20 protein-coding genes and 1 pseudogene are annotated in these 26,561 nt (G+C 53.4%); 11 read left to right on the plus strand and 10 right to left on the minus strand.

Going from position 1 to position 26,561, the window contains the following annotated elements:
- The first annotated feature begins 45 nt into the window (after positions 1–45).
- The 3 genes from ppc to E0D98_RS06055 all read left to right on the plus strand — a co-directional run bounded on the left by ppc (position 46) and on the right by E0D98_RS06055 (position 5,612).
- Entirely contained in the window at positions 46–2,697 is a 2,652-nt protein-coding gene (ppc, locus tag E0D98_RS06045) for a phosphoenolpyruvate carboxylase (RefSeq protein WP_001005579.1), read from the plus strand.
- 181 nt (positions 2,698–2,878) lie between these two features.
- Positions 2,879–4,612: a phosphoethanolamine transferase CptA gene (locus tag E0D98_RS06050; RefSeq protein ID WP_000556293.1), complete on the plus strand. Its 1,734-nt coding sequence runs from the start codon at positions 2,879–2,881 to the stop codon at positions 4,610–4,612.
- 148 nt (positions 4,613–4,760) lie between these two features.
- Entirely contained in the window at positions 4,761–5,612 is an 852-nt protein-coding gene (locus E0D98_RS06055) for an AraC family transcriptional regulator (RefSeq protein ID WP_000274636.1), read from the plus strand.
- Here E0D98_RS06055 and E0D98_RS06060 read toward each other — a convergent pair.
- The 5 genes from E0D98_RS06060 to E0D98_RS06080 are packed head-to-tail and all read right to left on the minus strand — an operon-like array spanning position 5,599 to position 10,548.
- A complete protein-coding gene (locus E0D98_RS06060; protein ID WP_000323849.1) occupies positions 5,599–5,940 on the minus strand; it encodes a PTS fructose-like transporter subunit IIB in 342 nt (113 codons plus the stop codon). The two genes, E0D98_RS06055 and E0D98_RS06060, sit on opposite strands and share 14 nt — an antisense overlap.
- Position 5,941: 1 nt before the next feature.
- Positions 5,942–6,820, minus strand: coding sequence for a [formate-C-acetyltransferase]-activating enzyme (locus E0D98_RS06065; protein WP_050877039.1), 879 nt, complete (start codon positions 6,818–6,820; stop codon positions 5,942–5,944).
- Complete coding sequence (locus E0D98_RS06070; RefSeq protein WP_000184821.1) at positions 6,786–9,083, minus strand: formate C-acetyltransferase; 2,298 nt, start codon at positions 9,081–9,083, stop codon at positions 6,786–6,788. Before E0D98_RS06070 ends, E0D98_RS06065 begins: the two co-directional genes overlap by 35 nt.
- A gap of 50 nt (positions 9,084–9,133) precedes the next feature.
- Positions 9,134–9,454 (minus strand): PTS fructose-like transporter subunit IIB, encoded by a 321-nt coding sequence (locus E0D98_RS06075; protein ID WP_000161265.1) that lies wholly within the window; start codon positions 9,452–9,454, stop codon positions 9,134–9,136.
- Positions 9,455–9,468: 14 nt separating this feature from the next.
- Entirely contained in the window at positions 9,469–10,548 is a 1,080-nt protein-coding gene (locus tag E0D98_RS06080; RefSeq protein WP_047086365.1) for a PTS fructose transporter subunit EIIC, read from the minus strand.
- Positions 10,549–10,856: 308 nt separating this feature from the next.
- On the opposite strand from E0D98_RS06080, the gene ptsP reads away from it, so the two are divergent.
- The 4 genes from ptsP to E0D98_RS06100 all read left to right on the plus strand — a co-directional run bounded on the left by ptsP (position 10,857) and on the right by E0D98_RS06100 (position 16,038).
- On the plus strand, positions 10,857–13,358 hold the full coding sequence (gene ptsP / locus E0D98_RS06085; protein ID WP_050877038.1) for a phosphoenolpyruvate--protein phosphotransferase: 2,502 nt from the start codon (positions 10,857–10,859) through the stop codon (positions 13,356–13,358).
- A gap of 11 nt (positions 13,359–13,369) precedes the next feature.
- On the plus strand, positions 13,370–14,032 hold the full coding sequence (gene fsa, locus E0D98_RS06090; RefSeq protein ID WP_050877037.1) for a fructose-6-phosphate aldolase: 663 nt from the start codon (positions 13,370–13,372) through the stop codon (positions 14,030–14,032).
- A gap of 10 nt (positions 14,033–14,042) precedes the next feature.
- Complete coding sequence (gene gldA, locus E0D98_RS06095; RefSeq protein ID WP_000374004.1) at positions 14,043–15,146, plus strand: bifunctional L-1,2-propanediol dehydrogenase/glycerol dehydrogenase; 1,104 nt, start codon at positions 14,043–14,045, stop codon at positions 15,144–15,146.
- A 274-nt stretch (positions 15,147–15,420) separates the two neighbouring features.
- Positions 15,421–16,038: a DUF1287 domain-containing protein gene (locus E0D98_RS06100; RefSeq protein ID WP_000647882.1), complete on the plus strand. Its 618-nt coding sequence runs from the start codon at positions 15,421–15,423 to the stop codon at positions 16,036–16,038.
- A gap of 26 nt (positions 16,039–16,064) precedes the next feature.
- On the opposite strand, the gene yijE is transcribed toward E0D98_RS06100, so the two are convergent.
- The 3 genes from yijE to metF form a co-directional block, all read right to left on the minus strand.
- Positions 16,065–16,970, minus strand: a complete 906-nt coding sequence (yijE, locus tag E0D98_RS06105; RefSeq protein WP_001297632.1) for a cystine transporter YijE — start codon at positions 16,968–16,970, stop codon at positions 16,065–16,067.
- A gap of 93 nt (positions 16,971–17,063) precedes the next feature.
- Positions 17,064–19,244 carry a catalase/peroxidase HPI gene (gene katG / locus E0D98_RS06110; protein ID WP_001297636.1) on the minus strand — a complete coding sequence of 727 codons (2,181 nt, stop codon included), beginning with the start codon at positions 19,242–19,244 and terminating at the stop codon, positions 17,064–17,066.
- 328 nt (positions 19,245–19,572) lie between these two features.
- Complete coding sequence (gene metF / locus E0D98_RS06115; protein WP_000007523.1) at positions 19,573–20,463, minus strand: methylenetetrahydrofolate reductase; 891 nt, start codon at positions 20,461–20,463, stop codon at positions 19,573–19,575.
- Positions 20,464–20,538: 75 nt separating this feature from the next.
- On the opposite strand from metF, the gene E0D98_RS28400 reads away from it, so the two are divergent.
- On the plus strand, positions 20,539–20,673 hold the full coding sequence (locus E0D98_RS28400; protein ID WP_000660586.1) for a hypothetical protein: 135 nt from the start codon (positions 20,539–20,541) through the stop codon (positions 20,671–20,673).
- 138 nt (positions 20,674–20,811) lie between these two features.
- Here the strand turns inward: E0D98_RS28400 and metL are convergent, their stop codons facing one another.
- Together metL and metB are read right to left on the minus strand one after the other, a co-directional pair.
- The gene (metL, locus tag E0D98_RS06120; protein ID WP_000110786.1) at positions 20,812–23,244 is read right to left on the minus strand and encodes a bifunctional aspartate kinase/homoserine dehydrogenase II; all 2,433 of its coding nucleotides are present in this window, start codon (positions 23,242–23,244) and stop codon (positions 20,812–20,814) included.
- A 2-nt stretch (positions 23,245–23,246) separates the two neighbouring features.
- The gene (gene metB, locus E0D98_RS06125; protein WP_001356125.1) at positions 23,247–24,407 is read right to left on the minus strand and encodes a cystathionine gamma-synthase; all 1,161 of its coding nucleotides are present in this window, start codon (positions 24,405–24,407) and stop codon (positions 23,247–23,249) included.
- A gap of 276 nt (positions 24,408–24,683) precedes the next feature.
- Between metB and metJ the strand changes: the two genes are divergently transcribed.
- The 3 genes and pseudogenes from metJ to E0D98_RS06140 all read left to right on the plus strand — a co-directional run.
- Complete coding sequence (gene metJ, locus E0D98_RS06130; RefSeq protein WP_000852812.1) at positions 24,684–25,001, plus strand: met regulon transcriptional regulator MetJ; 318 nt, start codon at positions 24,684–24,686, stop codon at positions 24,999–25,001.
- Positions 25,002–25,060: 59 nt separating this feature from the next.
- On the plus strand, positions 25,061–25,669 hold the full coding sequence (locus E0D98_RS06135) for a YiiX family permuted papain-like enzyme (protein WP_000702307.1): 609 nt from the start codon (positions 25,061–25,063) through the stop codon (positions 25,667–25,669).
- A gap of 144 nt (positions 25,670–25,813) precedes the next feature.
- A pseudogene (locus tag E0D98_RS06140) lies at positions 25,814–26,561 on the plus strand (IS1 family transposase); the annotation flags it as partial.

Here is a 26,561-nt window from a genome sequence, read left to right on the forward strand (position 1 = left end):
AGGATACAGGGCTATCAAACGATAAGATGGGGTGTCTGGGGTAATATGAACGAACAATATTCCGCATTGCGTAGTAATGTCAGTATGCTCGGCAAAGTGCTGGGAGAAACCATCAAGGATGCGTTGGGAGAACACATTCTTGAACGCGTAGAAACTATCCGTAAGTTGTCGAAATCTTCACGCGCTGGCAATGATGCTAACCGCCAGGAGTTGCTCACCACCTTACAAAATTTGTCGAACGACGAGCTGCTGCCCGTTGCGCGTGCGTTTAGTCAGTTCCTGAACCTGGCCAACACCGCCGAGCAATACCACAGCATTTCGCCGAAAGGCGAAGCTGCCAGCAACCCGGAAGTGATCGCCCGCACCCTGCGTAAACTGAAAAACCAGCCGGAACTGAGCGAAGACACCATCAAAAAAGCAGTGGAATCGCTGTCGCTGGAACTGGTCCTCACGGCTCACCCAACCGAAATTACCCGTCGTACACTGATCCACAAAATGGTGGAAGTGAACGCCTGTTTAAAACAGCTCGATAACAAAGATATCGCTGACTACGAACACAACCAGCTGATGCGCCGCCTGCGCCAGTTAATCGCCCAGTCATGGCATACCGATGAAATCCGTAAGCTGCGTCCAAGCCCGGTAGATGAAGCCAAATGGGGCTTTGCCGTAGTGGAAAACAGCCTGTGGCAAGGCGTACCAAATTACCTGCGCGAACTGAACGAACAACTGGAAGAGAACCTCGGCTACAAACTGCCCGTCGAATTTGTTCCGGTCCGTTTTACTTCGTGGATGGGCGGCGACCGCGACGGCAACCCGAACGTCACTGCCGATATCACCCGCCACGTCCTGCTACTCAGCCGCTGGAAAGCCACCGATTTGTTCCTGAAAGATATTCAGGTGCTGGTTTCTGAACTGTCGATGGTTGAAGCGACCCCTGAACTGCTGGCGCTGGTTGGCGAAGAAGGTGCCGCAGAACCGTATCGCTATCTGATGAAAAACCTGCGTTCTCGCCTGATGGCGACACAGGCATGGCTGGAAGCGCGCCTGAAAGGCGAAGAACTGCCAAAACCAGAAGGCCTGCTGACACAAAACGAAGAACTGTGGGAACCGCTCTACGCTTGCTACCAGTCACTTCAGGCGTGTGGCATGGGTATTATCGCCAACGGCGATCTGCTCGACACCCTGCGCCGCGTGAAATGTTTCGGCGTACCGCTGGTCCGTATTGATATCCGTCAGGAGAGCACGCGTCATACCGAAGCGCTGGGCGAGCTGACCCGCTACCTCGGTATCGGCGACTACGAAAGCTGGTCAGAGGCCGACAAACAGGCGTTCCTGATCCGCGAACTGAACTCCAAACGTCCGCTTCTGCCGCGCAACTGGCAACCAAGCGCCGAAACGCGCGAAGTGCTCGATACCTGCCAGGTGATTGCCGAAGCACCGCAAGGCTCCATTGCCGCCTACGTGATCTCGATGGCGAAAACGCCGTCCGACGTACTGGCTGTCCACCTGCTGCTGAAAGAAGCGGGTATCGGGTTTGCGATGCCGGTTGCTCCGCTGTTTGAAACCCTCGATGATCTGAACAACGCCAACGATGTCATGACCCAGCTGCTCAATATTGACTGGTATCGTGGCCTGATTCAGGGCAAACAGATGGTGATGATTGGCTATTCCGACTCAGCAAAAGATGCGGGAGTGATGGCAGCTTCCTGGGCGCAATATCAGGCACAGGATGCATTAATCAAAACCTGCGAAAAAGCGGGTATTGAGCTGACGTTGTTCCACGGTCGCGGCGGTTCCATTGGTCGCGGCGGCGCACCTGCTCATGCGGCGCTGCTGTCACAACCGCCAGGAAGCCTGAAAGGTGGCCTGCGCGTGACTGAACAGGGCGAGATGATCCGCTTTAAATATGGTCTGCCAGAAATCACCGTCAGCAGCCTGTCGCTGTACACCGGGGCGATTCTGGAAGCCAACCTGCTGCCACCACCTGAGCCGAAAGAGAGCTGGCGTCGCATTATGGATGAACTGTCAGTCATCTCCTGCGATCTCTACCGTGGCTACGTACGTGAAAACAAAGATTTTGTGCCTTACTTCCGCTCCGCTACGCCGGAACAAGAATTGGGCAAACTGCCGTTGGGTTCACGTCCGGCGAAACGTCGCCCAACCGGCGGCGTCGAGTCACTACGCGCCATTCCGTGGATCTTCGCCTGGACGCAAAACCGTCTGATGCTCCCCGCCTGGCTGGGTGCAGGTACGGCGCTGCAAAAAGTGGTCGAAGACGGCAAACAGAGCGAGCTGGAGGCTATGTGCCGCGATTGGCCATTCTTCTCGACGCGTCTCGGCATGCTGGAGATGGTCTTCGCCAAAGCAGACCTGTGGCTGGCGGAATACTATGACCAACGCCTGGTAGACAAAGCACTGTGGCCGTTAGGTAAAGAGTTACGCAACCTGCAAGAAGAAGACATCAAAGTGGTGCTGGCGATTGCCAACGATTCCCATCTGATGGCCGATCTGCCGTGGATTGCAGAGTCTATTCAGCTACGGAATATTTACACCGACCCGCTGAACGTATTGCAGGCCGAGTTGCTGCACCGCTCCCGCCAGGCAGAAAAAGAAGGCCAGGAACCGGATCCTCGCGTCGAACAAGCGTTAATGGTCACTATTGCCGGGATTGCGGCAGGTATGCGTAATACCGGCTAATCTTCCTCTTCTGCAAACCCTCGTGCTTTTGCGCGAGGGTTTTCTGAAATACTTCTGTTCTAACACCCTCGTTTTCAATATATTTCTGTCTGCATTTTATTCAAATTCTGAATATACCTTCAGATATCCTTAAGGAATTGTCGTTACATTCGGCGATATTTTTTCAAGACAGGTTCTTACTATGCATTCCACAGAAGTCCAGGCTAAACCTCTTTTTAGCTGGAAAGCCCTGGGTTGGGCACTGCTCTACTTTTGGTTTTTCTCTACTCTGCTACAGGCCATTATTTACATCAGTGGTTATAGTGGCACTAACGGCATTCGCGACTCGCTGTTATTCAGTTCGCTGTGGTTGATCCCGGTATTCCTCTTTCCGAAGCGGATTAAAATTATTGCCGCAGTAATCGGCGTGGTGCTATGGGCGGCCTCTCTGGCGGCGCTGTGCTACTACGTCATCTACGGTCAGGAGTTCTCGCAGAGCGTTCTGTTTGTGATGTTCGAAACCAACACCAACGAAGCCAGCGAGTATTTAAGCCAGTATTTCAGCCTGAAAATTGTGCTTATCGCGCTGGCCTATACGGCGGTGGCAGTTCTGCTGTGGACACGCCTGCGCCCGGTCTATATTCCAAAGCCGTGGCGTTATGTTGTCTCTTTTGCCCTGCTTTATGGCTTGATTCTGCATCCGATCGCCATGAATACGTTTATCAAAAACAAGCCGTTTGAGAAAACGTTGGACAACCTGGCCTCGCGTATGGAGCCTGCCGCACCGTGGCAATTCCTGACCGGCTATTATCAGTATCGTCAGCAACTAAACTCGCTAACAAAGCTACTGAATGAAAATAATGCCTTGCCGCCGCTGGCTAATTTCAAAGATGAATCGGGTAACGAACCGCGCACCTTAGTGCTGGTGATTGGCGAGTCAACCCAGCGTGGACGCATGAGTCTGTACGGTTATCCGCGTGAAACCACGCCGGAGCTGGATGCGCTGCATAAAACCGATCCGAATCTGACCGTGTTTAATAACGTGGTTACGTCTCGTCCGTACACCATTGAAATCCTGCAACAGGCGCTGACCTTTGCCAATGAAAAGAACCCGGACCTGTATCTGACACAACCGTCGCTGATGAACATGATGAAACAGGCAGGTTATAAAACCTTCTGGATCACCAACCAGCAGACGATGACCGCCCGCAATACCATGCTGACGGTATTTTCGAAGCAGACCGACAAACAGTTCTATATGAACCAGCAACGTACGCAGAGTGCGCGTGAATACGACACCAACGTGCTGAAACCATTCCAGGAAGTGCTGAAGGACCCGGCGCCGAAGAAACTGATCATCGTTCATCTGCTGGGTACGCATATCAAATACAAATACCGCTACCCGGAAAATCAGGGCAAGTTTGATGGCAATACCGATCATGTTCCGCCTGGATTAAACGCGGAAGAGCTGGAGTCATATAACGATTATGACAACGCTAACCTGTATAACGATCATGTGGTTGCCAGCCTGATTAAAGACTTTAAAGCAGCAAACCCGAACGGTTTCCTGGTTTATTTCTCTGACCACGGTGAAGAGGTTTACGACACGCCGCCGCACAAAACTCAGGGGCGTAACGAAGACAACCCGACGCGCCACATGTACACCATTCCGTTCCTGCTGTGGACGTCGGAAAAATGGCAAGCGACTCATCCGCGTGATTTCTCGCAGGATGTTGATCGTAAATACAGCCTGGCGGAACTGATCCACACCTGGTCAGATTTAGCAGGCTTATCTTACGACGGTTACGATCCAACCCGTTCAGTGGTGAATCCGCAGTTCAAAGAAACTACCCGCTGGATTGGTAACCCGTACAAGAAAAACGCGCTGATCGATTACGACACGCTGCCGTATGGCGATCAGGTGGGTAATCAGTAAATGACCTTTGTATCGCGTCTGGCGCTATTTGCCGGATGCGATACTGCCGCAATGTTTACATCGAACTCCCCTCAGGCCACACTTTTCAGGTGGCCTTTTTTAATAATGCCAGTTACTGTTTTCCCGTCTACATACCTAAGGGAATAACATGTATCACGACGTCAGCTATCTGCTCTCCCGCCTGATCAACGGCCCGCTGTCCCTGCGCCAGATTTACTTTGCCAGCAGTAACGGCCCGGTGCCCGATCTCGCGTATCAGGTCGATTTTCCACGGCTGGAAATTGTGCTGGAAGGTGAGTTTGTTGATACCGGCGCTGGAGCAACGTTAGTTCCCGGCGATGTGCTGTACGTTCCTGCTGGTGGCTGGAATTTTCCACAATGGCAAGCCCCCGCTACTACCTTTAGCGTGCTGTTTGGCAAACAGCAACTCGGCTTCAGCGTCGTGCAATGGGATGGCAAACAATATCAAAATCTGGCGAAGCAACACGTCGCCCGGCGCGGCCCACGCATAGGTTCTTTTCTGCTACAAACGCTCAATGAAATGCAAATGCAGCCGCAGGAGCAGCAAACGGCAAGGCTTATCGTCGCCAGCCTGCTTAGCCACTGCCGCGATTTGCTCGGCAGCCAAATCCAGACCGCCTCACGCAGCCAGGCACTATTTGAAGCTATTCGCGATTATATCGACGAACGCTATGCCTCCGCGCTTACCCGCGAATCTGTCGCACAGGCATTCTATATTTCACCAAACTATCTCTCGCACCTGTTTCAAAAAACGGGGGCCATTGGTTTTAACGAATACCTGAATCACACGCGACTGGAGCACGCTAAGACGTTATTGAAAGGCTATGACCTGAAGGTAAAAGAAGTGGCGCACGCCTGCGGCTTTGTCGACAGCAACTACTTCTGCCGTCTGTTTCGTAAAAACACCGAACGCTCGCCGTCGGAATATCGTCGGCAGTACCACAGCCAACTGACAGAAAAACCGACTACTCCAGAATAAGATGGGTTTGCTGCGGCGCAGAAAGCACTTTGCGCACCGCGCTCATTACCCGCTGCGGCTCACGCAGGAATGCGTAGATGCTGCATTGCACATAGCGGCAATGTTCAAATCGCTCGGCACCGGCAAGCTCGATATCCGTAATCAACAGAGCAACATCCGCCCGACGGATATCCTCGTCCGCTAAACGATTCTCCGTTCCCAGCGCGCCCTGAGTTTCAATGCTGACGCCCCACTTCTCTAACTGGCACAACTTTTCCAGCCGTTCCGCCGCCATATAAGTATGCGCCACGCCGCTTACGCAGGCGGTTACTGCCACCAGGTATGCCATTTTAACCTCCCACGGTAACCTGAAATCCGGCCCGTTCTGCCATTTCGCGCATCGTTGTCACATCGGCTGACGACGGCGCAGGCACCTCTTTCATCGACCATGTTTTCCCCAGCAGGCGGTATTTCGGTTCGCCGTACTGATGAAACGGTAACAGATGGATCTGCCTGATTTTCAGCGGGATCAGTACATCCAGCGCCTGCTGCATATTCTCCCGGCTGAGCGTGAAACCAGGGATCAGCGGTAAACGCGGGATCACGTTGACGCCCTCACTCACCAGCAAACGCAGATTCTCCAGCACGCGTGGCAGGTTCATCTTCACCACATCCCGCGCCTGAGTCGCATCCATAATTTTTAAATCGAACAACACTTCATCGCACAATTTCGCCAGTGGTAACAGCTTGCTGGCCGGCGCGTCTCCGGCAGTTTCAATGGCACATGAGACACCCCACAGCCGCAGTCGCTGTAAAAAACGGGTAGCAAACTCCGCCTGCATTAACACTTCGCCGCCAGAAAGCGTGACGCCGCCGCCGGACGTGCGAAAGAAAATGTCATCTTTCATCACTTCCCGTTCCAGCGCGTCAAGGCTGATATCGCGGCCAATCCGTTCAAACGCCCCGGAGGGGCATTCATCCGCATCACGCAAACATTTCGCACAGTGCAGACATTTCGCCTCTCTGCGTACCGTCTGGATTTTGCCGGAGATCGACTCCAGATTAGCACACCACGGGCAAAGATGCGGACAGCCTTTAAAAAAGACCACCGTACGAATGCCCTCGCCGTCATTCAGTGAATAACGCTGAATGTTGAAAATGCGCGCCACATCATCGCGGCGCGTTTCCACAACGTTACAGCTGATGCGCTGTCCGGCGGATGATGTCATCCTGGATCTCCTTCGACAGTTCGACAAAGAAGGCGCTGTATCCGGCAACGCGCACCACCAGCCCGGCATAATCTTGTGGGCGCTGTTGCGCTTCCCGCAACGTGTCGGCGTTCACCACGTTAAACTGAATATGCTGCAACTTAAGCTGGGTAAACGCCCGTAAGAAGTCGGCCAGTTTGCGTAATCCCGCTTCACCTTCCAGGGTCGCCGGAGTGAATTTCACGTTCAGCAACGTACCGTTAGACAGCAGCGTATTATCGAGCTTACTGACTGACTTCAGTACCGCTGTTGGCCCTTGTGCGTCCTGACCCAGCATAGGTGACAAGCCGCCGTCTGCCAGCTGTTCTCCGGCAAAACGACCGTCTGGCGTCGCGCCAACCACCGATCCCAACGGGACGTGAGCAGAAACGGTATACGATCCCGGCGTGAAGTAACCGCCGCGCGGGTTCTGGTATTTTTCCACTTCTTTGCAGTAGTGGCGCAACAGTTCGGCGCTAATGTTATCCACCTCGTCGATATCGTTACCGTATTTCTCAAAGCGGTTAATTAAGCGAGCGCGGACTTTTTCGCCTTCTGGCGTTGCGAAGTTGGCTTTTAATACCGACAGCAATTCGTCAAAACTTAAACGCTGTTGCTCAAAAACCATCCCTTTCAACGCATGGAGAGAATCGCTCAGGTTGGCGATACCGATCCCCTGTACGCCGGAGAAGTTATAACGCGCGCCGCCATCGGTAATATCGCGGCCTTTTTCCAGACAATCGCTGATAAAAGACGAGAGCAGCGGTACAGGTGCCCAGTCGCGATGGCCGATATCGCAAATATTACTGCCTTCAACCATCAGGGTGATGTAGTGGCTGATCTTGGCACGGATCTGTTCCAGTAAACCTTCATAAGTCAGCGCGGCATTGCCTTCATTTTCATGCAGGCAGATTTCCATCACTTTCAGCAGGTTAAACATCGCGATGTCATGCAAGCCGTAGGTTCTGCCGGGAATAGATAATTCCACACAGCCCACTACGGAATAGTCGCGCGCATCTTCCAGCGAAACGCCACGGTTGAGGAACGCTGGCACCACCACTTCATCGTTAAAGATTTGCGGAATACCGGTGCCGAGGCGAATGGTTTCGGCGGTTTTCATCAGGAACGGCGTGTCGATCAAGGCGTTAGTGCGCACGCCGAGGTTCGGTTGCGGTAATTGCACGCTTTGATAAGCGTCAAGGCAAAGGAACGAAAGCACGTTCACCGCGCTACGTCCGTTCTCGGTTAACCCGCCGAGCAGTGCGGTATAGCCGGTCGGGAAACCTGCGAAATAACGCGCGCTGCTGGTGGAGCGCAACAGCACGATGTCGTTGCATTTCACCCATAAAGATTCGAGTAGTTCTTTCAGGAACGCCGGATCTTCGCCCTGGGTTAAAGATGCCTGATAGAACGGCAACATATACTGGTCGAAGCGCCCCAACGATAGCGAACTGGCGTTGGATTCGTATTGCAGAATGATGTTCATGTACCAGAATAACTGGCACGCCTGCCAGAACGTCTGCGGCTTATGTTCGGCGTTATGGCGGGAGATCTCCGCAATAGTCAGCAGTTCTTCGCGACGCTGGGCATCTGTGCAGTTTGCCGCCATTGTTTCCGCCAGTTCAGCGTAACGCAGAATGTGTTTCTGCGAGGCTTCCAGCAGTAACAGCGCGGCCTGATAAAAGTGATTCTCCGGCTGTTGCTGACAATGTTGCTGCATCTGCGCCACCAGCTCCCCCAGCCCGTGATTCAGCAGGCGTGGGTAATCAATAATAATGTGCCCCTGGCCTTTATCTGTCTGGTTGATGCTGAAAATCTGCGTGCTGGTCGCGGCTTTTACTTCATCTGTCATCTGCCCGTTGATGAAATCTTTCATCGAACGTTTTTCCCAGTACGGGAACAACTCTTCACGGTAGATACGTTTATCTTCTTCACTGATAGCAAAGCGGTCCTGCGGACGCGTCGGGAATTGATCCAGCTCTTTCAGCAGCCAGTAAGGGTCCATTTCCGGCGACATAATCCCAGCGCGCGGTTTTACGGTGCGGTTACCGGCAATCAGTTCTTCATCACGAATCGAAATTTCAACATGTTCAAGGATATACGCTGTTGCTTTCGCCCGGCGCAATATCACCGGTTCGCCTTCGGTTTGCCGATGGCTGGCGGTATAAAGCAGCGCCCGCTCCAGCGAGATTTCACGGGTATTGGCAAACAGTGCAGTTTTGAGGCGAGAGATACGATTCGTCATGAGGAACTCCTGTGGGAAAGCGAACCCGCCCTTGCGAGCGGGAGAAGAACTTAAGCGGTTTGCGCCAGGTGAGCTTCAATTTTGCTCATAATGGCGTCAGCACGTTTTACTGCATCGCTGATGTTGACGCGCACGATGGTCTTGCCAGCAAAACGCTCTTCAAACTTGATGCCGATATCTTTGGTCAGAATCACCATATCAGCGCTCGCCACATCTTCCGCAGTCAGTTCATTTTCCAGACCAATTGACCCCTGGGTTTCTACTTTCACTTCCCAGCCTTTCGCTTTCGCGGCACTTTCCAGCGCCTCTGCTGCCATATAGGTATGGGCAACACCTGAAGGACATGCGGTTACTGCAATAATTTTCGTCATGGCTCGTTCCTCAATTAATTAATTTCAAAATCCAAATCCAGGTCGTCTTCTTTTTCATCAGTCGAAGACCCATTTTTACGCGCCAGACTTTTCAGCACGTTCACACAAACAGCCGTCACCACTGCTCCGACAGCCACTGCTGCGATATAACCCAGCTTGCCTTCAACCACCGGCAGCACAATCAGACCACCCCAGCCTGCATAGCACTGCGCACCGACCAGCGCCGCAGTTACTGCACCACAAACTGAACCGACCATGATGGAAGGAATGACACGCAGCGGATCGGCAGCGGCGAAAGGAATCGCCCCTTCAGTAACGCCAACACAGCCCATCACCAGTGCCGCTTTGCCGGTTTCGCGCTCTTCTGCGGAGAAATTTTTACGACCAATCAGCGTCGCCAGCCCCATCCCCAGCGGCGGGATATAAATACCCACGGCAGCGATGGCCACCACGGTATAAACACCCTGAGCAACGCAAATCAGCATGAAGGCATAGGCCACTTTGTTAACCGGACCGCCCATATCGAACGCCAGCATCAGACCCATGATCACCGCCAGCATAACAATGCTGCCCTGCTGCATCCCCTGAAGCCACTGAGTCAGGCTGTTGGTCAACGCCCCTACAGGCTCGCCCAAGCCCCACATCATGATGCCTGCGGTAATCAGTGTGCCGACGATAGGAATAATGAAGATAGGCATCACCGAGCGCAGAACTTTATGCACCGGAATTTTCTTCAGGTAATGCACCACGATGCCGCCGATAATCCCGGCGATCAGTGCACCAAAGAAGCCCGCACCAAAGCTGTTACCAACCCAGGCACCGATAGCGCACGGAGCCAGCGCAGAACGCTCTGCAATGGAATAACCGATGTACGCTGCGAGGAAAGGCACCATCAGCGTCAAGCCCGCAACGCCGATATCAAACAGTTTTTTCAGATTTGGATCGGCTACGGCATCCGGCACTGCGCCTTTGCCATACAACATGACGGAAACCGCCAGCAAAATACCGCCCGATACCACGAAGGGAATCATGTGTGAAACGCCCGTCATTAAATGCTGACGGGTATTTTTCAGGATCTGCACCAACTCATTCATAAGCTGCTCCCGGGCTTGCGAAAGCCCATGTCCATATTTTTGATGGAGGAAACAATAGGCAATCGCAGGCGGAGCAAACAGTGGATAAAAAGGCCATTTACTGGACTTTTGTAATATCAGTACAAAAATGCGATCCGCCTCATAACTTGCGATAAACCGGAAGCATGCCGCAAAACAGCGTCTTGTGAGACGCGTCGCAAATTGACGGTTACATTACATTTGTCCAGCTTTTGGCAGATTTGTCACATGGCAGGCCGTTGCCGTGCGCTCTTATCCTGTAAACAGAAAACCGTACCGGGAGAGAGGCAATGGCCCTGATTGTGGAATTTATTTGTGAGCTACCTAACGGCGTACATGCACGTCCGGCAAGCCACGTTGAAACGCTGTGTAATACTTTTTCATCACAAATTGAGTGGCATAACCTGCGCACTGGCCGCAAGGGCAACGCCAAAAGCGCCCTTGCGCTGATTGGCACCGATACGCTGGCGGGCGATAACTGCCAGTTACTGATTTCCGGGGCCGACGAACAGGAAGCGCACCAGCGTTTAAGCCAATGGCTGCGCGATGAATTCCCCCACTGCGATGCGCCGCTGGCGGAAGTTAAATCTGACGAACTGGAACCACTGCCGGTTTCACTGACCAATCTGAATCCGCAAATTATCCGCGCCCGCACCGTGTGCAGCGGTAGTGCAGGCGGCATTCTGACGCCGATCTCTTCTTTAGATCTCAATGCGCTGGGTAATCTTCCCGCAGCCAAAGGCGTTGACGCCGAGCAATCCGCACTGGAAAACGGCCTGACGCTGGTACTGAAAAACATTGAGTTTCGTCTGCTGGATAGCGACGGTGCCACCAGCGCGATTCTGGAAGCGCACCGATCCCTGGCTGGCGATACTTCCCTGCGCGAACATTTACTGGCAGGCGTCAGCGCCGGATTAAGCTGCGCCGAAGCGATTGTCACCAGTGCGAATCACTTTTGCGAAGAGTTCGCCCGTTCCAGCAGCAGCTACCTGCAAGAACGTGCCCTGGACGTACGCGACGTCTGCTTCCAGTTACTCCAGCAAATCTACGGTGAGCAACGCTTCCCGGCACCGGGCAAACTGACGCAGCCCGCCATTTGTATGGCTGATGAACTGACTCCCAGCCAGTTCCTCGAACTGGATAAAAATCACCTCAAAGGTCTGTTACTGAAAAGTGGCGGCACCACCTCACATACCGTAATTCTTGCCCGTTCGTTCAACATTCCGACACTGGTTGGTGTAGATATTGATGCCCTTACTCCGTGGCAGCATCAAACGATTTATATCGACGGCAACGCTGGGGCGATTGTGGTTGAGCCAGGAGAAGCCGTAGCTCGTTATTATCAGCAAGAAGCCCGCGTACAGGACGCCCTGCGTGAGCAACAGCGTGTCTGGCTGACCCAACAAGCCCGTACCGCTGACGGTATCCGCATTGAAATTGCCGCTAACATCGCTCACTCCGTGGAAGCGCAGGCCGCATTCGGCAATGGTGCGGAAGGCGTTGGTTTGTTCCGCACTGAAATGCTCTATATGGATCGCACCAGTGCACCGGGCGAAAGCGAGCTGTACAACATTTTTTGTCAGGCGCTGGAGTCTGCCAACGGACGCAGCATTATTGTGCGCACTATGGACATTGGCGGCGACAAACCCGTTGATTATCTGAACATTCCGGCAGAAGCTAACCCGTTCCTCGGTTATCGCGCTGTGCGTATTTATGAAGAATACGCCTCGCTGTTCACCACACAACTACGGTCGATCCTGCGCGCCTCCGCTCACGGCAGCCTGAAAATCATGATCCCGATGATCTCCTCAATGGAAGAGATCTTATGGGTGAAAGAAAAACTGGCGGAAGCCAAACAGCAACTGCGTAACGAACACATTCCGTTTGATGAGAAGATCCAGCTTGGCATTATGCTGGAAGTACCGTCGGTGATGTTCATCATCGATCAATGCTGCGAAGAGATTGATTTCTTTAGTATTGGTAGTAATGACCTGACGCAATATCTGCTGGCAGTGGATCGCGATAACGCTAAGGTTACTCGTCACTACAACAGCCTGAATCCGGCATTCTTGCGGGCGCTCGATTACGCCGTGCAGGCGGTGCATCGCCAGGGCAAATGGATTGGTCTGTGCGGTGAGCTGGGAGCGAAAGGTTCCGTGCTGCCGTTGCTGGTCGGCTTAGGGCTGGATGAACTCAGCATGAGCGCACCATCAATTCCGGCGGCGAAAGCGCGGATGGCGCAACTTGATAGCCGTGAGTGCCGCAAGTTGCTCAACCAGGCAATGGCCTGCCGTACTTCGCTGGAAGTGGAACACCTGCTGGCGCAATTCCGCATGACCCAACAGGACGCACCGCTGGTCACCGCCGAGTGCATCACGCTGGAAAGTGACTGGCGCAGCAAAGAAGAAGTGCTCAAAGGCATGACCGATAACCTGCTGCTGGCGGGCCGCTGCCGCTATCCGCGTAAACTGGAAGCCGACTTATGGGCGCGCGAGGCCGTTTTCTCTACCGGTCTGGGCTTTAGTTTTGCCATTCCACACAGCAAATCAGAACACATTGAGCAATCCACCATCAGCGTGGCGCGTCTGCAAGCGCCGGTGCGCTGGGGCGATGATGAAGCGCAATTCATCATTATGTTAACCCTGAACAAACACGCTGCGGGCGATCAGCACATGCGCATTTTCTCGCGCCTCGCTCGCCGCATCATGCACGAAGAATTCCGTAACGCGCTGGTTAACGCCGCCTCTGCCGACGCTATCGCCAGCCTGCTGCAACATGAACTGGAACTGTAAAAGGAAACATCATGGAACTGTATCTGGACACCGCTAACGTCGCAGAAGTCGAACGTCTGGCACGCATATTCCCCATTGCCGGGGTGACAACTAACCCGAGCATTATCGCTGCCAGCAAGGAGTCCATATGGGAAGTTCTGCCGCGTCTGCAAAAAGCGATTGGTGATGAGGGCATTCTGTTTGCTCAGACTATGAGTCGTGACGCGCAGGGTATGGTGGAAGAAGCGAAGCGCCTGCGCGACGCCATTCCGGGCATTGTGGTGAAAATCCCGGTGACTTCCGAAGGTCTGGCCGCCATTAAGATGCTGAAAAAAGAGGGTATTACTACGCTTGGCACCGCAGTGTACAGTGCTGCACAAGGGTTACTGGCCGCGCTGGCAGGGGCAAAATACGTTGCTCCGTATGTTAACCGCGTAGATGCCCAGGGCGGGGACGGCATTCGTACGGTTCGGGAGCTGCAAGCGCTGTTAGAAATGCACGCACCAGAAAGCATGGTGCTGGCGGCCAGCTTTAAAACGCCGCGTCAGGCGCTGGACTGTTTACTGGCAGGATGTGAATCCATCACCCTGCCCTTAGATGTAGCGCAACAAATGCTCAACACCCCTGCGGTAGAGTCAGCTATAGAGAAGTTCGAACACGACTGGAATGCCGCATTTGGCACTACTCATCTCTAAAGGAGCAATTATGGACCGCATTATTCAATCACCGGGTAAATACATCCAGGGCGCTGATGTGATTAATCGTCTGGGCGAATACCTGAAGCCGCTGGCAGAACGCTGGTTAGTGGTGGGTGACAAATTTGTTTTAGGTTTTGCTCAATCCACTGTCGAGAAAAGCTTTAAAGATGCTGGACTGGTAGTAGAAATTGCGCCGTTTGGCGGTGAATGTTCGCAAAATGAGATCGACCGTCTGCGTGGCATCGCGGAGACTGCGCAGTGTGGCGCAATTCTCGGTATCGGTGGCGGAAAAACCCTCGATACTGCCAAAGCACTGGCACATTTCATGGGTGTTCCGGTAGCGATCGCACCGACTATCGCCTCTACCGATGCACCGTGCAGCGCATTGTCTGTTATCTACACCGATGAGGGTGAGTTTGACCGCTATCTGCTGTTGCCAAATAACCCGAATATGGTCATTGTCGACACCAAAATCGTCGCGGGCGCACCTGCACGTCTGTTAGCAGCGGGTATCGGCGATGCGCTGGCAACCTGGTTTGAAGCGCGTGCTTGCTCTCGTAGCGGCGCGACCACCATGGCGGGCGGCAAGTGCACCCAGGCGGCGCTGGCACTGGCTGAACTGTGCTACAACACCCTGCTGGAAGAAGGCGAAAAAGCGATGCTTGCCGCCGAACAGCATGTAGTAACCCCGGCGCTGGAGCGCGTGATTGAAGCGAACACCTATTTGAGCGGCGTTGGTTTTGAAAGCGGCGGGCTGGCGGCGGCTCACGCGGTGCATAACGGCCTGACCGCTATCCCGGACGCGCATCACTATTATCACGGTGAAAAAGTGGCATTTGGTACGCTGACGCAGCTGGTTCTGGAAAACGCACCGGTTGAGGAAATCGAAACCGTAGCTGCACTTAGCCATGCGGTAGGTTTGCCAATAACTCTCGCTCAACTGGATATTAAAGAAGATGTCCCGGCGAAAATGCGAATTGTGGCAGAAGCGGCATGTGCAGAAGGTGAAACCATTCACAACATGCCTGGCGGCGCGACGCCAGATCAGGTTTACGCCGCTCTGCTGGTAGCCGACCAGTACGGTCAGCGTTTCCTGCAAGAGTGGGAATAACCTACTCCAAACTCCCGGCTTGTCCGGGAGTTTGAACGCAAAATTGCCTGATGCGCTACGTTTATCAAGCCTACGAAATCTCTGCAATATATTGAATATGCGTGCTTTTGTAGGCCGGATAAGGCGTTCACTCCGCATCCGGCACTCTGTGCCAGTAATCTGAAACTCCCACGTTGTTCAGGAGTTTTTTATCCGCTTCTGGACATTTTCTCCACAGAACAATCGTTAGCCCGGAAGGTCGAATCTGTGACTCTTATTTTCACGGACGAACCAGATGAAAGCTTCACTGGCGCTGCTCAGCCTGCTAACGGCATTTACCAGCCACTCCTTAAAATCTCCCGCCGTTCCACCAACCGTGGTACAAATCCAGGCCAATACCAACCTTGCCATCGCAGACGGTGCCAGACAGCAAATCGGCAGCACGCTATTTTACGATCCGGCGTATATGCAGCTTACCTATCCTGGCGGTGATGTCCCGCAAGAACGCGGGGTATGTTCCGATGTGGTGATCCGTGCATTGCGCAGCCAGAAGGTCGATTTGCAGAAACTGGTGCACGAAGATATGGCGAAGAATTTTGCCGAGTACCCGCAAAAATGGCAGTTAAAGCGCCCGGACAGCAACATCGATCACCGTCGGGTGCCTAATCTGGAAACCTGGTTTACCCGCCACGATAAAACACGCCCCATCAGCAAGAACCCCAGTGACTATCAAGCGGGCGATATTGTCTCCTGGCGACTGGATAACGGACTGGCACATATTGGGGTGGTGTCAGATGGCTTCGCCCGCGACGGTACGCCGCTGGTGATACATAACATTGGCGCAGGCGCGCAGGAAGAAGATGTGCTGTTTAGCTGGCGGATGGTGGGGCATTATCGTTATTTTGTTAAATAAGCGATCGCCCCACATGAAGAAAAAATTCAGATGCTTTTTACACTGACAGCTTCTTTTTTCTTACGGCTCACCAGCGCCAGTGCCAGCACAATCAGCACAATACCGCTACCTTCAACGGCCCCCGGATTCTCACCGAGCAGCCACCAGGAAAAGAGTACGCCGCAAACGGGAACGGCCAGCGTGCTTAAGCTGGCAATACTGGCAGGCAAGTTTTTCAATACAAACAACCATAAGCTCCACGCCAGCGCCGTCGCCAGAATCGCACTGTAGGCCAGCGCCCAGAACACGGTGGGCTGCCAGTCAATTTCACGTTGCGGCACCAGTAAAGCGACCACACTCATCACCAGCGCCGCATAGAGCATCTGCCAGGATGTTAACGATAATAAATCCACGCGCGGATGACGGGTGTATAGGCGTTTAGCAACAATCGCGCTCGCCCCCCAACTGACGCCGGAGAGGATTGCCAGCATGGCACTTTTCATTGAAGAGAAATCGAGTTGCCACGGCTGCAACACCAAAAATAAGCCGAAAGCGGCAATCAGTATCGCGAAATATTGCCCACGTCGCAGGCGTTCACCGAGAAACAACGCGGCGAAAATCACCACCCAGAACGGCATGGTATAGCTTAGGATCGCCACCTTCCCCGCTCCGCCGCTGACCAGCGCCCACTGCGCCAGGCCAACCATCCCGCAGGTTTGTAACAGGGCAATGGCTAAGGTGTATTTAAACGGTGTCGGGCGCATTCCGCGACCACGTAATAAAAGGACGATGAATAAAACGAGAGCGCCGAAAATGCAGCGTAAGGCGGTAAAGTCGAAGGCACCGATGTAGCTGGTGACTTGCTTCATGAAAATCCAGCTATAACTCCAGATAAGTGTGAGCACAACCAGGCCACTGATTGCCAGTGGGTTGCTCTTTCCTGCGGCAGACATGAGAGATCCAGTGTGTAGTTTTCCTGTGGACACTATACGCCGGTAAAGAAACTTCAGCGACTGCCTGAAAGGCAGTCGCTGAAGAAGGTCAGATTACAGCAGGTCGAAACGGTCGAGGTTCATCACTTTCACCCATGCCGCCACGAAGTCTTTAACAAACTTCTCGTGAGCATCGCTGCTGGCGTAAACTTCAGCCACCGCACGCAGGACAGAGTTAGAACCAAATACCAGATCCGCACGGCTGGCAGTGTATTTCACTTCGCCGGTTTCGCGGTCACGGCCTTCAAACAGCTCTTTCGATTCGTCGGTCGCTTTCCACTCGTAACGCATATCCAGCAAGTTCACGAAGAAGTCATTGCTCAATACGCCAACGCGGTCAGTGAAGACGCCGTTTTTGCTGCCATCGAAGTTGGCACCCAGTACGCGCATCCCGCCCACCAGCGCGGTCATTTCCGGCGCGGTCAGGGTCAGTTGCTGGGCTTTGTCGATCAGCAGTGACTCGGTGGTGGAAACATCCAGACGAGCGCGATAGTTACGGAAACCGTCAGCAATTGGCTCCAGCAGCTCGAACATCTCAATGTCAGTCTGATCCTGACGCGCATCAACGCGGCCCGGCGCAAACGGTACATGAATGCTCAAACCTGCGGCGCTTGCGGCTTTCTCAACACCAACCACACCAGCCAGCACGATGATATCCGCCAGCGAGGCTTTACCAGACTCTTTCTGGATTTTCTCCAGAACAGGCAGAGCACGAACGGCTGCGGCGTTCACATCCCAGTCGCGCTGCGGCATTAATGCCAGACGCGCACCGTTGGCACCACCGCGTTTGTCGCCACCACGGAAGGTAGAAGCAGAAGCCCAGGCCACCGATACCAGCTCACTAACAGACAGACCAGAATCCGCAATCGCGAATTTCAGATCGATAATGTCCTGCTCGGTCGGGTTGTAGATCGGCTGCGGCAGCGGATCTTGCCAGATCAGATCTTCTTTCGGCACTTCCGGCCCGATGTAGCGAGATTTCGGCCCCATATCCCTGTGCGTCAGTTTGAACCAGGCACGGGCAAAGGCTTCGTTGAACGCCTGCGGATCGTTGAGGAAACGACGAGAGATCTTCTCGAACTCAGGATCAAAACGCAGCGTCAGGTCGGTCACCAGCATTGTCGGTTTACGTTTCTTCGACGGATCGAACGGATCCGGGATAATTTCCGGTGCGTCTACCGCTTCGAACTGGATTGCTCCAGCCGGACTGCGGGTCTGTACCCACTCATACTTGAACAGATTCTCGAAGAAATAGTTGCTCCACTGGGTCGGCGTCTGGGTCCAGACTACTTCCAGACCAGAGGTAATGGCATCTGCGCCAACGCCGCTGCCGTAAGTGCTCGCCCAGCCTAAACCTTGTTCTTCAATCGGTGCAGCTTCTGGATCAGGACCTACGTTTGATGTCGGACCGGCACCGTGGGTTTTACCCAGCGTATGACCACCCGCAATCAGCGCCACGGTTTCTTCGTCGTTCATGCCCATGTTGCCGAAGGTCGCGCGGATAGCTGCTGCCGCAGAAAGCGGTTCGCCGCTGTGATCCGGGCCTTCCGGGTTAACGTAAATCAGGCCCATCTCGGTTGCACCCAGCGGTGCTTTCGCCAGCGCTTCCGGATGACGGTGAGTCAGCCAGGCTTTTTCATCACCCCAGTTAACATCCAGATCCGGTTCCCAGACGTCTTCACGACCGGCACCAAAACCGAAGGTACGGAAGCCGGAGTTTTCCAGCGCCACGTTACCTGCGAGGATAAACAGGTCGGCCCAGGAGATTTTCTGACCATATTTCTGCTTGATTGGCCACAACAGGCGACGCGCTTTATCGAGGCTTACGTTATCCGGCCAGGAGTTCAGCGGTGCAAAACGTTGCTGACCACGACCCGCGCCGCCGCGTCCATCGATTGAACGGTAAGTACCTGCGCCGTGCCAGGCCATACGAATAAACAGACCGGCGTAGCTGCCCCAGTCGGCTGGCCACCACGGCTGAGATTCTGTCAGCAGGGCTTTCAGATCTTTTTTCAGGCCGTAGTAATCTAATTTGCTGAATTCTTTGCGGTAGTCAAAGTCCTCACCCAGCGGGTTAGAACGATTAGAATGTTGGTTTAACAGGTCAACACGGAGTTGATTTGGCCACCAGTCGCGAGTGGTTGTGCCCGCCCCCGCGCTCTGGTCGTGACCGCCCTGATGGAACGGGCATTTGCCAGTGGCTGTCGTGTTATGGATATCGTCTGACGTGCTCATCAATGTGCTCCCCTCTACAGTGTTACCGTTACGATACACAGCGTTAGAGAGAAGTTATAATTGAATTAATCCACGGATGCGATAGTTGAGATCTTACATATTGTTGGTTAAAGAGATGTAGGTCAAATTGATCGTAATTAAGCTTTTTTGATTATGTCCGAATTCGGACAAATGCTTTATAAAAAAGGGTTTTAGCTTCATATCCTTCAAGTAATGAGGGAGAAAACAAGGCTGACAACCTTATTTTCCCGCCCTCATTTCGAGGCAGCATTTTGTGCTCTGTTTAAAATTTGTGATCACTGTGTGATTTTCACAAAAGCCACACTATTTATAAACCAGGTCGAACACCCAGCGTATGGCAAATCGCGTAACTCATTTCAGCGCGGTTAAGCGTATAGAAGTGGAAATCTTTCACTCCTTCACGGCTTAAAATCTTCACCATATCCATGGCAATATTCGCGCCCACCAGTTTGCGGGTTTCGGCATCATCATCCAGGCCGTCGAACATTTGCGCCATCCACGCCGGAATACGCACGTTGGTCATATCGGCAAATTTCTTCGCCTGTTTAAAGTTAGATACCGGCAAAATTCCCGGAATAATTTCCACATCAATGCCCGCCGATACACAGCGGTCACGAAAACGCAGGTAGCTTTCGACATCGAAGAAGAACTGAGTAATCGCGCGGTTGGCTCCGGCATCGACTTTGCGTTTCAGATTAAGCAAATCCGCCTGAGCGCTTTTTGCTTCCGGGTGAACTTCCGGATACGCCGCCACGGAGATATCGAAATCTGCCACTTCTTTTAATAGCGTCACCAGGTCAGAAGCATACATTTCTGGCTTACCACTTCCCGGCGGCAGATCGCCACGCAGCGCCACGATATGACGAATACCATTATTCCAGTAGTCGCGTGCAATGGTGCGCAACTCGTCGGGCGTCGCATCAATGCAAGTAAGATGCGGTGCCGCTTCCAGACCAGTGCGATCTTTAATGCCTTTAATAATGCTGTGCGTACGGTCGCGCTCGCCGGAGTTCGCGCCATAGGTCACCGATACAAACTTCGGTTTCAGGCTGCTAAGGCGATCGATGGAGTTCCACAGGGTCTGCTCCATTTCACTGGTACGCGGCGGGAAAAACTCGAACGAAACGTTAATCTGCCCCTGGACTTCTGCCAGGCTCTGATTCAGGGCATCCCGCTGGCTGGCGTGAAAAAAGCTCATACCTTACCTCATCAATCGCTTGTAGTTATATGTTGTGTTGTACACATCTATCCATTTAGACGTCCAGATGTAAAGATGAAGGAAAAGCCGAAGGGCGTCAACCGAAAAATGACCAATGATGGTGAGGAAAAATCAGGGAAGATGAAAAAACTTCAGGATGGTAAGAAAAAGAAAATCCGGTATGCAAAGCAAACCGGACTGCAAATATAAACTAACCATGTACTTATTGCTTCTTGCCGGATTCGTCGTAAACGCTTAATCCGGCCTAATCCTATGATAATTCAATATATTTCATTAGAAACCATAGACCCGAAAACATGAGTATCGGGCATTATTAAATTTCTGAAATTACAACAACTGTGCCAGCCGGTTGATATCCGACTGAATCGCCCCGGCGGTGACGTCGCGCCCAGCGCCAGGCCCACGGATCACCAGCGGATTATCGCGGTACCAGCGGCTTTCGATGGCAAAGACGTTATCGCATGGCAGCAGTGATGCCAGCGGATGGTCTTCACGCACCGCTTCCACGCCCACACGCGCTTTGCCATTGGCATCGAAACGCGCCACGTAGCGCAGCACCAGCCCCATTTCGCGGGCCGCTTCCAGCCGTTGCACCATCTGCTCGTTAAGTTCATCGCCATTTTCAAAGAAATGGTCGATGCTGCCGCCTTCGCAATGAGCAGGCACCAGCGATTCCACACGTACCTGGTCCGGTTCAATGTTGTAACCCGCTTCACGCGCCAGAATTACCAGCTTGCGCATTACGTCTTTGCCGGAGAGGTCGTCACGCGGATCAGGCTCGGTTAAGCCCTGCTGCCACGCCTGATCCACCAGCTCGGTAAACGGCACGCTACCGTCGAATTGCAGGAACAGCCAGGAGAGCGTGCCGGAGAAGATCCCGCTGATCGACAAAATAGTATCGCCGCTGTCGATCAGATCGCGCACGGTGTGGTTGATCGGCAAGCCCGCACCGACGGTGGCATTGTACAGCCAGTGACGCCCGGTTTTTTCGAAGGCGTCGTGGATCTGGCGATATTTATTGCTGTCGCTGGCTCCCGCCAGTTTGTTGGCGCTGATAACGTGGAAACCGTGGCTGGCGAAATCAAGATACTGATCAGCAAGCTGCTGGCTGGCGGTAACGTCCAGCACCACTAAATCATCATACGGATGGGCGCGCATCCACAGGAACAACGACTCTTCATCCTGCTCAACCGCTTCATCGTTGAAGAAGGCTAACGCGCGGCTGGCGTCCAGCCCGTCATAGCTCAACAGGCTGCGGCGGCTGTCCACCACACCTGCCAGCACAAACTCAAAGCCGGTACGTGCCGAAAGCGTGCTCTGCTCACGGGCGAACAGTTCCAGCCAACGGGAACCGATATTGCCCTTACCGAACAATACCAGGCCGATGCGTTTTTCTGCGCGGAAGACGGACTGATGCAGCCCCTGAATCAGGCTTTCGGTCGGGCCGGTGCGCAGTACTGCCACCAGGCTGATGCCGTCATCGGACTGCCAGGTAAATTCGACCGGCTGGCCTTTCAGTTGCTGCCAGAAGCGGTGGCAATGCAGCGGGTTACGGGTGACACCCGCCCCGACCATCGCCACCAGCGCCAGCCCCTGACGCAGGCGCAGTTCGCCAGGTAATCCCGCTTCGTCGAGGATTTTCAGCGCACTGTCGGCCACTTCTGAGGTGTAGCAAAATTGCAGCAACTGGCGATCGTTATGCACGCCAACTGCCAGTGGACGCACCTGCGCGCGTTTCAGGATCTGGTCGATCTCTTTATGCGCCAGTTTGAAATCCTGGCTGGCGGACACCTGAAACTCAATCAAGCAGACATCATCGTGGCTGGTGACAATACGCGCACCAGTACCGGAGGCCAGCACGCGTTCAATGCGGGTGGAGCCTTGATCCGGCGTGTAGCTACAGCGCAGCTGCAGGTCGATTTCGCTGCCAGAAACCGGCTGTAAAGTACGGGCGTGAAGAACGGGAGCCGCCAGACGCGCCAGTTCGCTGGCCTCATCCAGACGCAGCAACGGCAGCAGGCAGGCATCTTTCACTTTACGCGGGTCGGCACTGTATACCCCGGCGACGTCGCTCCAGATGGTTACACGAGAAACACCCGCCAGCGCACCGATTTGTGTCGCGGAATAGTCGGAACCGTTACGCCCCAGCAGCACCGTTTCACCGGCATTGTTGCGGCTGATAAATCCGGTCACTACCAGGCGTTTGCCCGGATGTTGCACCAGCAATTGTTGCAGCAGCGGGTAAGAAAGCCCTTCATCAACCTGCGGTTGCGCAGCGCGTTCAGCGCGTAAAAACTCGCGGGCATCAAGCCAGGCCGCTGGCAGCCCTTGTTGATTAAGCACCGCAGACATCAGGCGCGCCGACCACACTTCACCGTGGCCCACCACTTCCGCATACACCGCGTCGTTAATACCGCTGTCGAGCAGTGCCGCCAGGCGCTCCAGATCGCTGACAAAAGCGCTAATGAGGCTATCGGCTTCTTCGGCGGGTAGCAGGCCGCTAATCAGATCGCACTGATAGCGACGCAGCGTTTGTTGAACCTGATGCGCAGAGAGACGATCGGTCTGGCTTAGTTTCAACCAGTTAATCAACTGGTTAGTGGTGCTACCGGCGGCGGAAACCACCATCATATCGTCAGGCTGAGAGTACTCCGCCATAATGCCCGCGACACGCAAATAACACTTCACATCAGCCAGACTACTGCCACCAAATTTATGCAGTTGACGACCTTTCGCCCCTGCCTGCGCAATCACACTCATTTTTACCCCTTGTTTGCAGCCCGGAAGCCATTTTCCAGGTCGGCAATTAAATCTTCGCCATCTTCAATACCGGTGGAGATACGCAGCAGCGTCTCGGAGATCCCGGCGGCAGCACGCGCTTCTGGTGCCATGCCTGCATGTGTCATGGTTGCGGCGTGAGAGATTAAACTTTCCACTCCCCCTAATGATTCCGCCAGCGTAAACAACGACAGTCCACCCAGGAAACGACGCAGCGTCTGCTCATCGCCATCCAGTTCAAAACTCAACATTGCGCCATAGCCTTTTTGCTGGCGCGCGGCAATTTCATGCCCCTGATTTTCCGGCAGCGACGGGTGATACAGTTTTTTCACCAACGGCTGGCTTTGCAGATATTTCACAATCGCCTGCGCGTTGCGCTGCGCCAGCTCCATACGCGGCACCAGAGTTCGCAACCCGCGTAGCAGCAGATAGCTGTCAAACGCGCCGCCCGTCACGCCAATATTGTTTGCCCACCAGGCCAGTTCGGTGACAACGTCCGGATCTTTAGCAATCACCACGCCAGCCACCACGTCTGAGTGACCGTTCAGATATTTCGTGCATGAATGCAACACCAGATCGGCACCTAATGCCAGCGGATTTTGTAATGCCGGGCTTAAGAAGGTGTTATCCACCACGCTCACCGCCCCGACTTCCCTTGCCAGATGGCAGATTTTCGCAATATCCACGACGCGTAACAATGGATTACTTGGGCTTTCTACCAGTACCAGTTTGGGTTTTTCTGCCAGCGCTGCCCGTAATGCCTGTTCATCGCCTTGATCAACAAACAACACGCGATAGCAACCGCGTTTCGCCAGGCTGTCGAACAGGCGATAGCTACCGCCGTAGCAGTCGTGCGGCGCAACCAGCAGATCGCCAGGTTTCAAAAAGACGGTCGTTACCAGGTGAATCGCGGACATGCCGGTATTAGTAAGTACTGCACCAGCACCGCCTTCCAGTTCTGCCAGCGCACGCTGAACCACATCGCGCGTTGGGTTGCCGCGACGCGAGTAATCATGCGCGCGCGGTTCATTAAATCCGGTAAAGTTATATGTGCTGGAAAGATGGATCGGTGGGACAACGCAACCATACTGTTCGTCGTCATTTAACCCGCTACGCACTGCGATGGTGGCCTGTTTACGCGTCATGTGATGAAGTTCCCTGGGCTTTGTCGGTGAAATGTCAGGCACCAGAGTAAACATTGTGTTAATGGACGTCAATACATCTGGACATCTAAACTTCTTTGCGTATAGATTGAGCAAATCCCAAATAGCCGTTAAAATTATATGCATTATCACGCCGACAGGTGCATTACACGATGTCACGGTAACGCCTGTACGGTAAACTATGCGGGTTTACGGTCAGTACCCACATAAATTGTGTGGTCTGGTCTCAATTTATTGACGAAGAGGATTAAGTATCTCATGGCTGAATGGAGCGGCGAATATATCAGCCCATACGCTGAGCACGGCAAGAAGAGTGAACAAGTCAAAAAGATTACGGTTTCCATTCCTCTTAAGGTGTTAAAAATCCTCACCGATGAACGCACGCGTCGTCAGGTGAACAACCTGCGTCACGCTACCAACAGCGAGCTGCTGTGCGAAGCGTTTCTGCATGCCTTTACCGGGCAACCTTTGCCGGATGATGCCGATCTGCGTAAAGAGCGCAGCGACGAAATCCCGGAAGCGGCAAAAGAGATCATGCGTGAGATGGGGATTAACCCGGAGACGTGGGAATACTAAAGCGGAAAAGAGCGGCGCGGAGTTAACCAGCCGCTTTTTTCATACAAGGACGTTTAACGATGAAAATCAGGCTACTGATCCTCAGCCTGCTGGTTTCTGTGCCTGCCTTTGCCTGGCAGCCGCAAACTGGCGACATCATCTTTCAGATCTCTCGCTCATCGCAAAGTAAAGCGATCCAACTGGCGACCCATTCCGATTACAGCCACACCGGTATGCTGGTGATGCGTAACAAAAAGCCCTACGTTTTTGAAGCGGTCGGCCCGGTGAAATACACCCCGCTCAAGCAGTGGATTGCCCATGGTGAAAAGGGCAAATACGTCGTTCGCCGCGTTGAAGGCGGACTGAGTGTTGAACAACAGCAAAAACTGGCGCAAACGGCAAAACGTTATCTCGGTAAACCGTATGATTTCAGCTTCTCATGGAGCGACGATCGCCAGTACTGTTCGGAAGTGGTGTGGAAGGTTTACCAGAACGCGCTGGGAATGCGCGTGGGCGAACAGCAGAAGTTGAAAGAGTTTGATCTCAGCAACCCGCTGGTCCAGGCGAAGCTCAAAGAACGCTACGGTAAAAATATTCCGCTTGAGGAAACGGTAGTTTCACCACAAGCCGTTTTCGACGCGCCACAACTCACCACGGTTGCCAAAGAGTGGCCGCTGTTTTCGTGGTAATGGATGATGAAAAAAATAATTCCCGCCGTAGTCTGTTTGTTGCTTTGTAGTTGCACGACCTTTCCGCAAGCTGTCGCTCCGGTAAACGGTGATGCCTCCAATTAGTTGAATTAAGGATATAATACTCGCTTTTAAGGTTGTTTCATGGTCACAGTTAACCTTCATTGCCCCCGTTGCCAGTCCGTTCAGGTTTACCGTCACGGGCAGAACCCAAAAAGACATGATCGATTCCGCGGCCGTGACTGTCACCGGGTATTTCAGCTCAGTTACTGTTACGAGCCCCGTAAACCGGGAGTTAAAGACCAAATCGCTGAAATGACTTTCAACGGTGCCGGGGTTCGCGATACTGCCCGTACGCTGAAAATCGGCATTAATACAGTCATCCGAACTTTAAAAAACTCTCGCCACGAAGAATAACGTCATCCCCGGTCGCTCATGCTGATGTGGCACTCATCTGCAAACTTAGTCAGCAATGGAGCTTTGTCGGCAGTAAAGCGCGACAGCACTGGCTCTGGTACGTGTACAACACGAAAACTGGTGGTGTTCTGGCCTACACTTTTGGCCCCCGGACTGACGAAACCTGTCGTGAATTGCGGGCGCTGCTTACCCTTTTACCATCGGCATGTTGACCACTGACGAATGGGGTAGTTACGCTAGAGAGTTACCGAAGGAGAAGCATCTGACTGGTAAGATTTTTACTCAGCACATTGAGCGTAACAATCTGACCCTGAGAACCCGAATCAAACGTCTGGCCCGCAGAACCATCTGTTTCTCGCGTTCTGTAGAACTTCATGAAAAAGTCATCGGTGCTTTTATCGAAAATATATGTTCTACTAATTGGGGTCATCACCCTTCTGATAAGCTTTCCTTGGATGATTACCAGACTGAATAC

The organism is Escherichia sp. KCJ4928, from assembly GCF_004352695.1.
Classification (GTDB): Bacteria; Pseudomonadota; Gammaproteobacteria; order Enterobacterales; family Enterobacteriaceae; genus ECMA0423.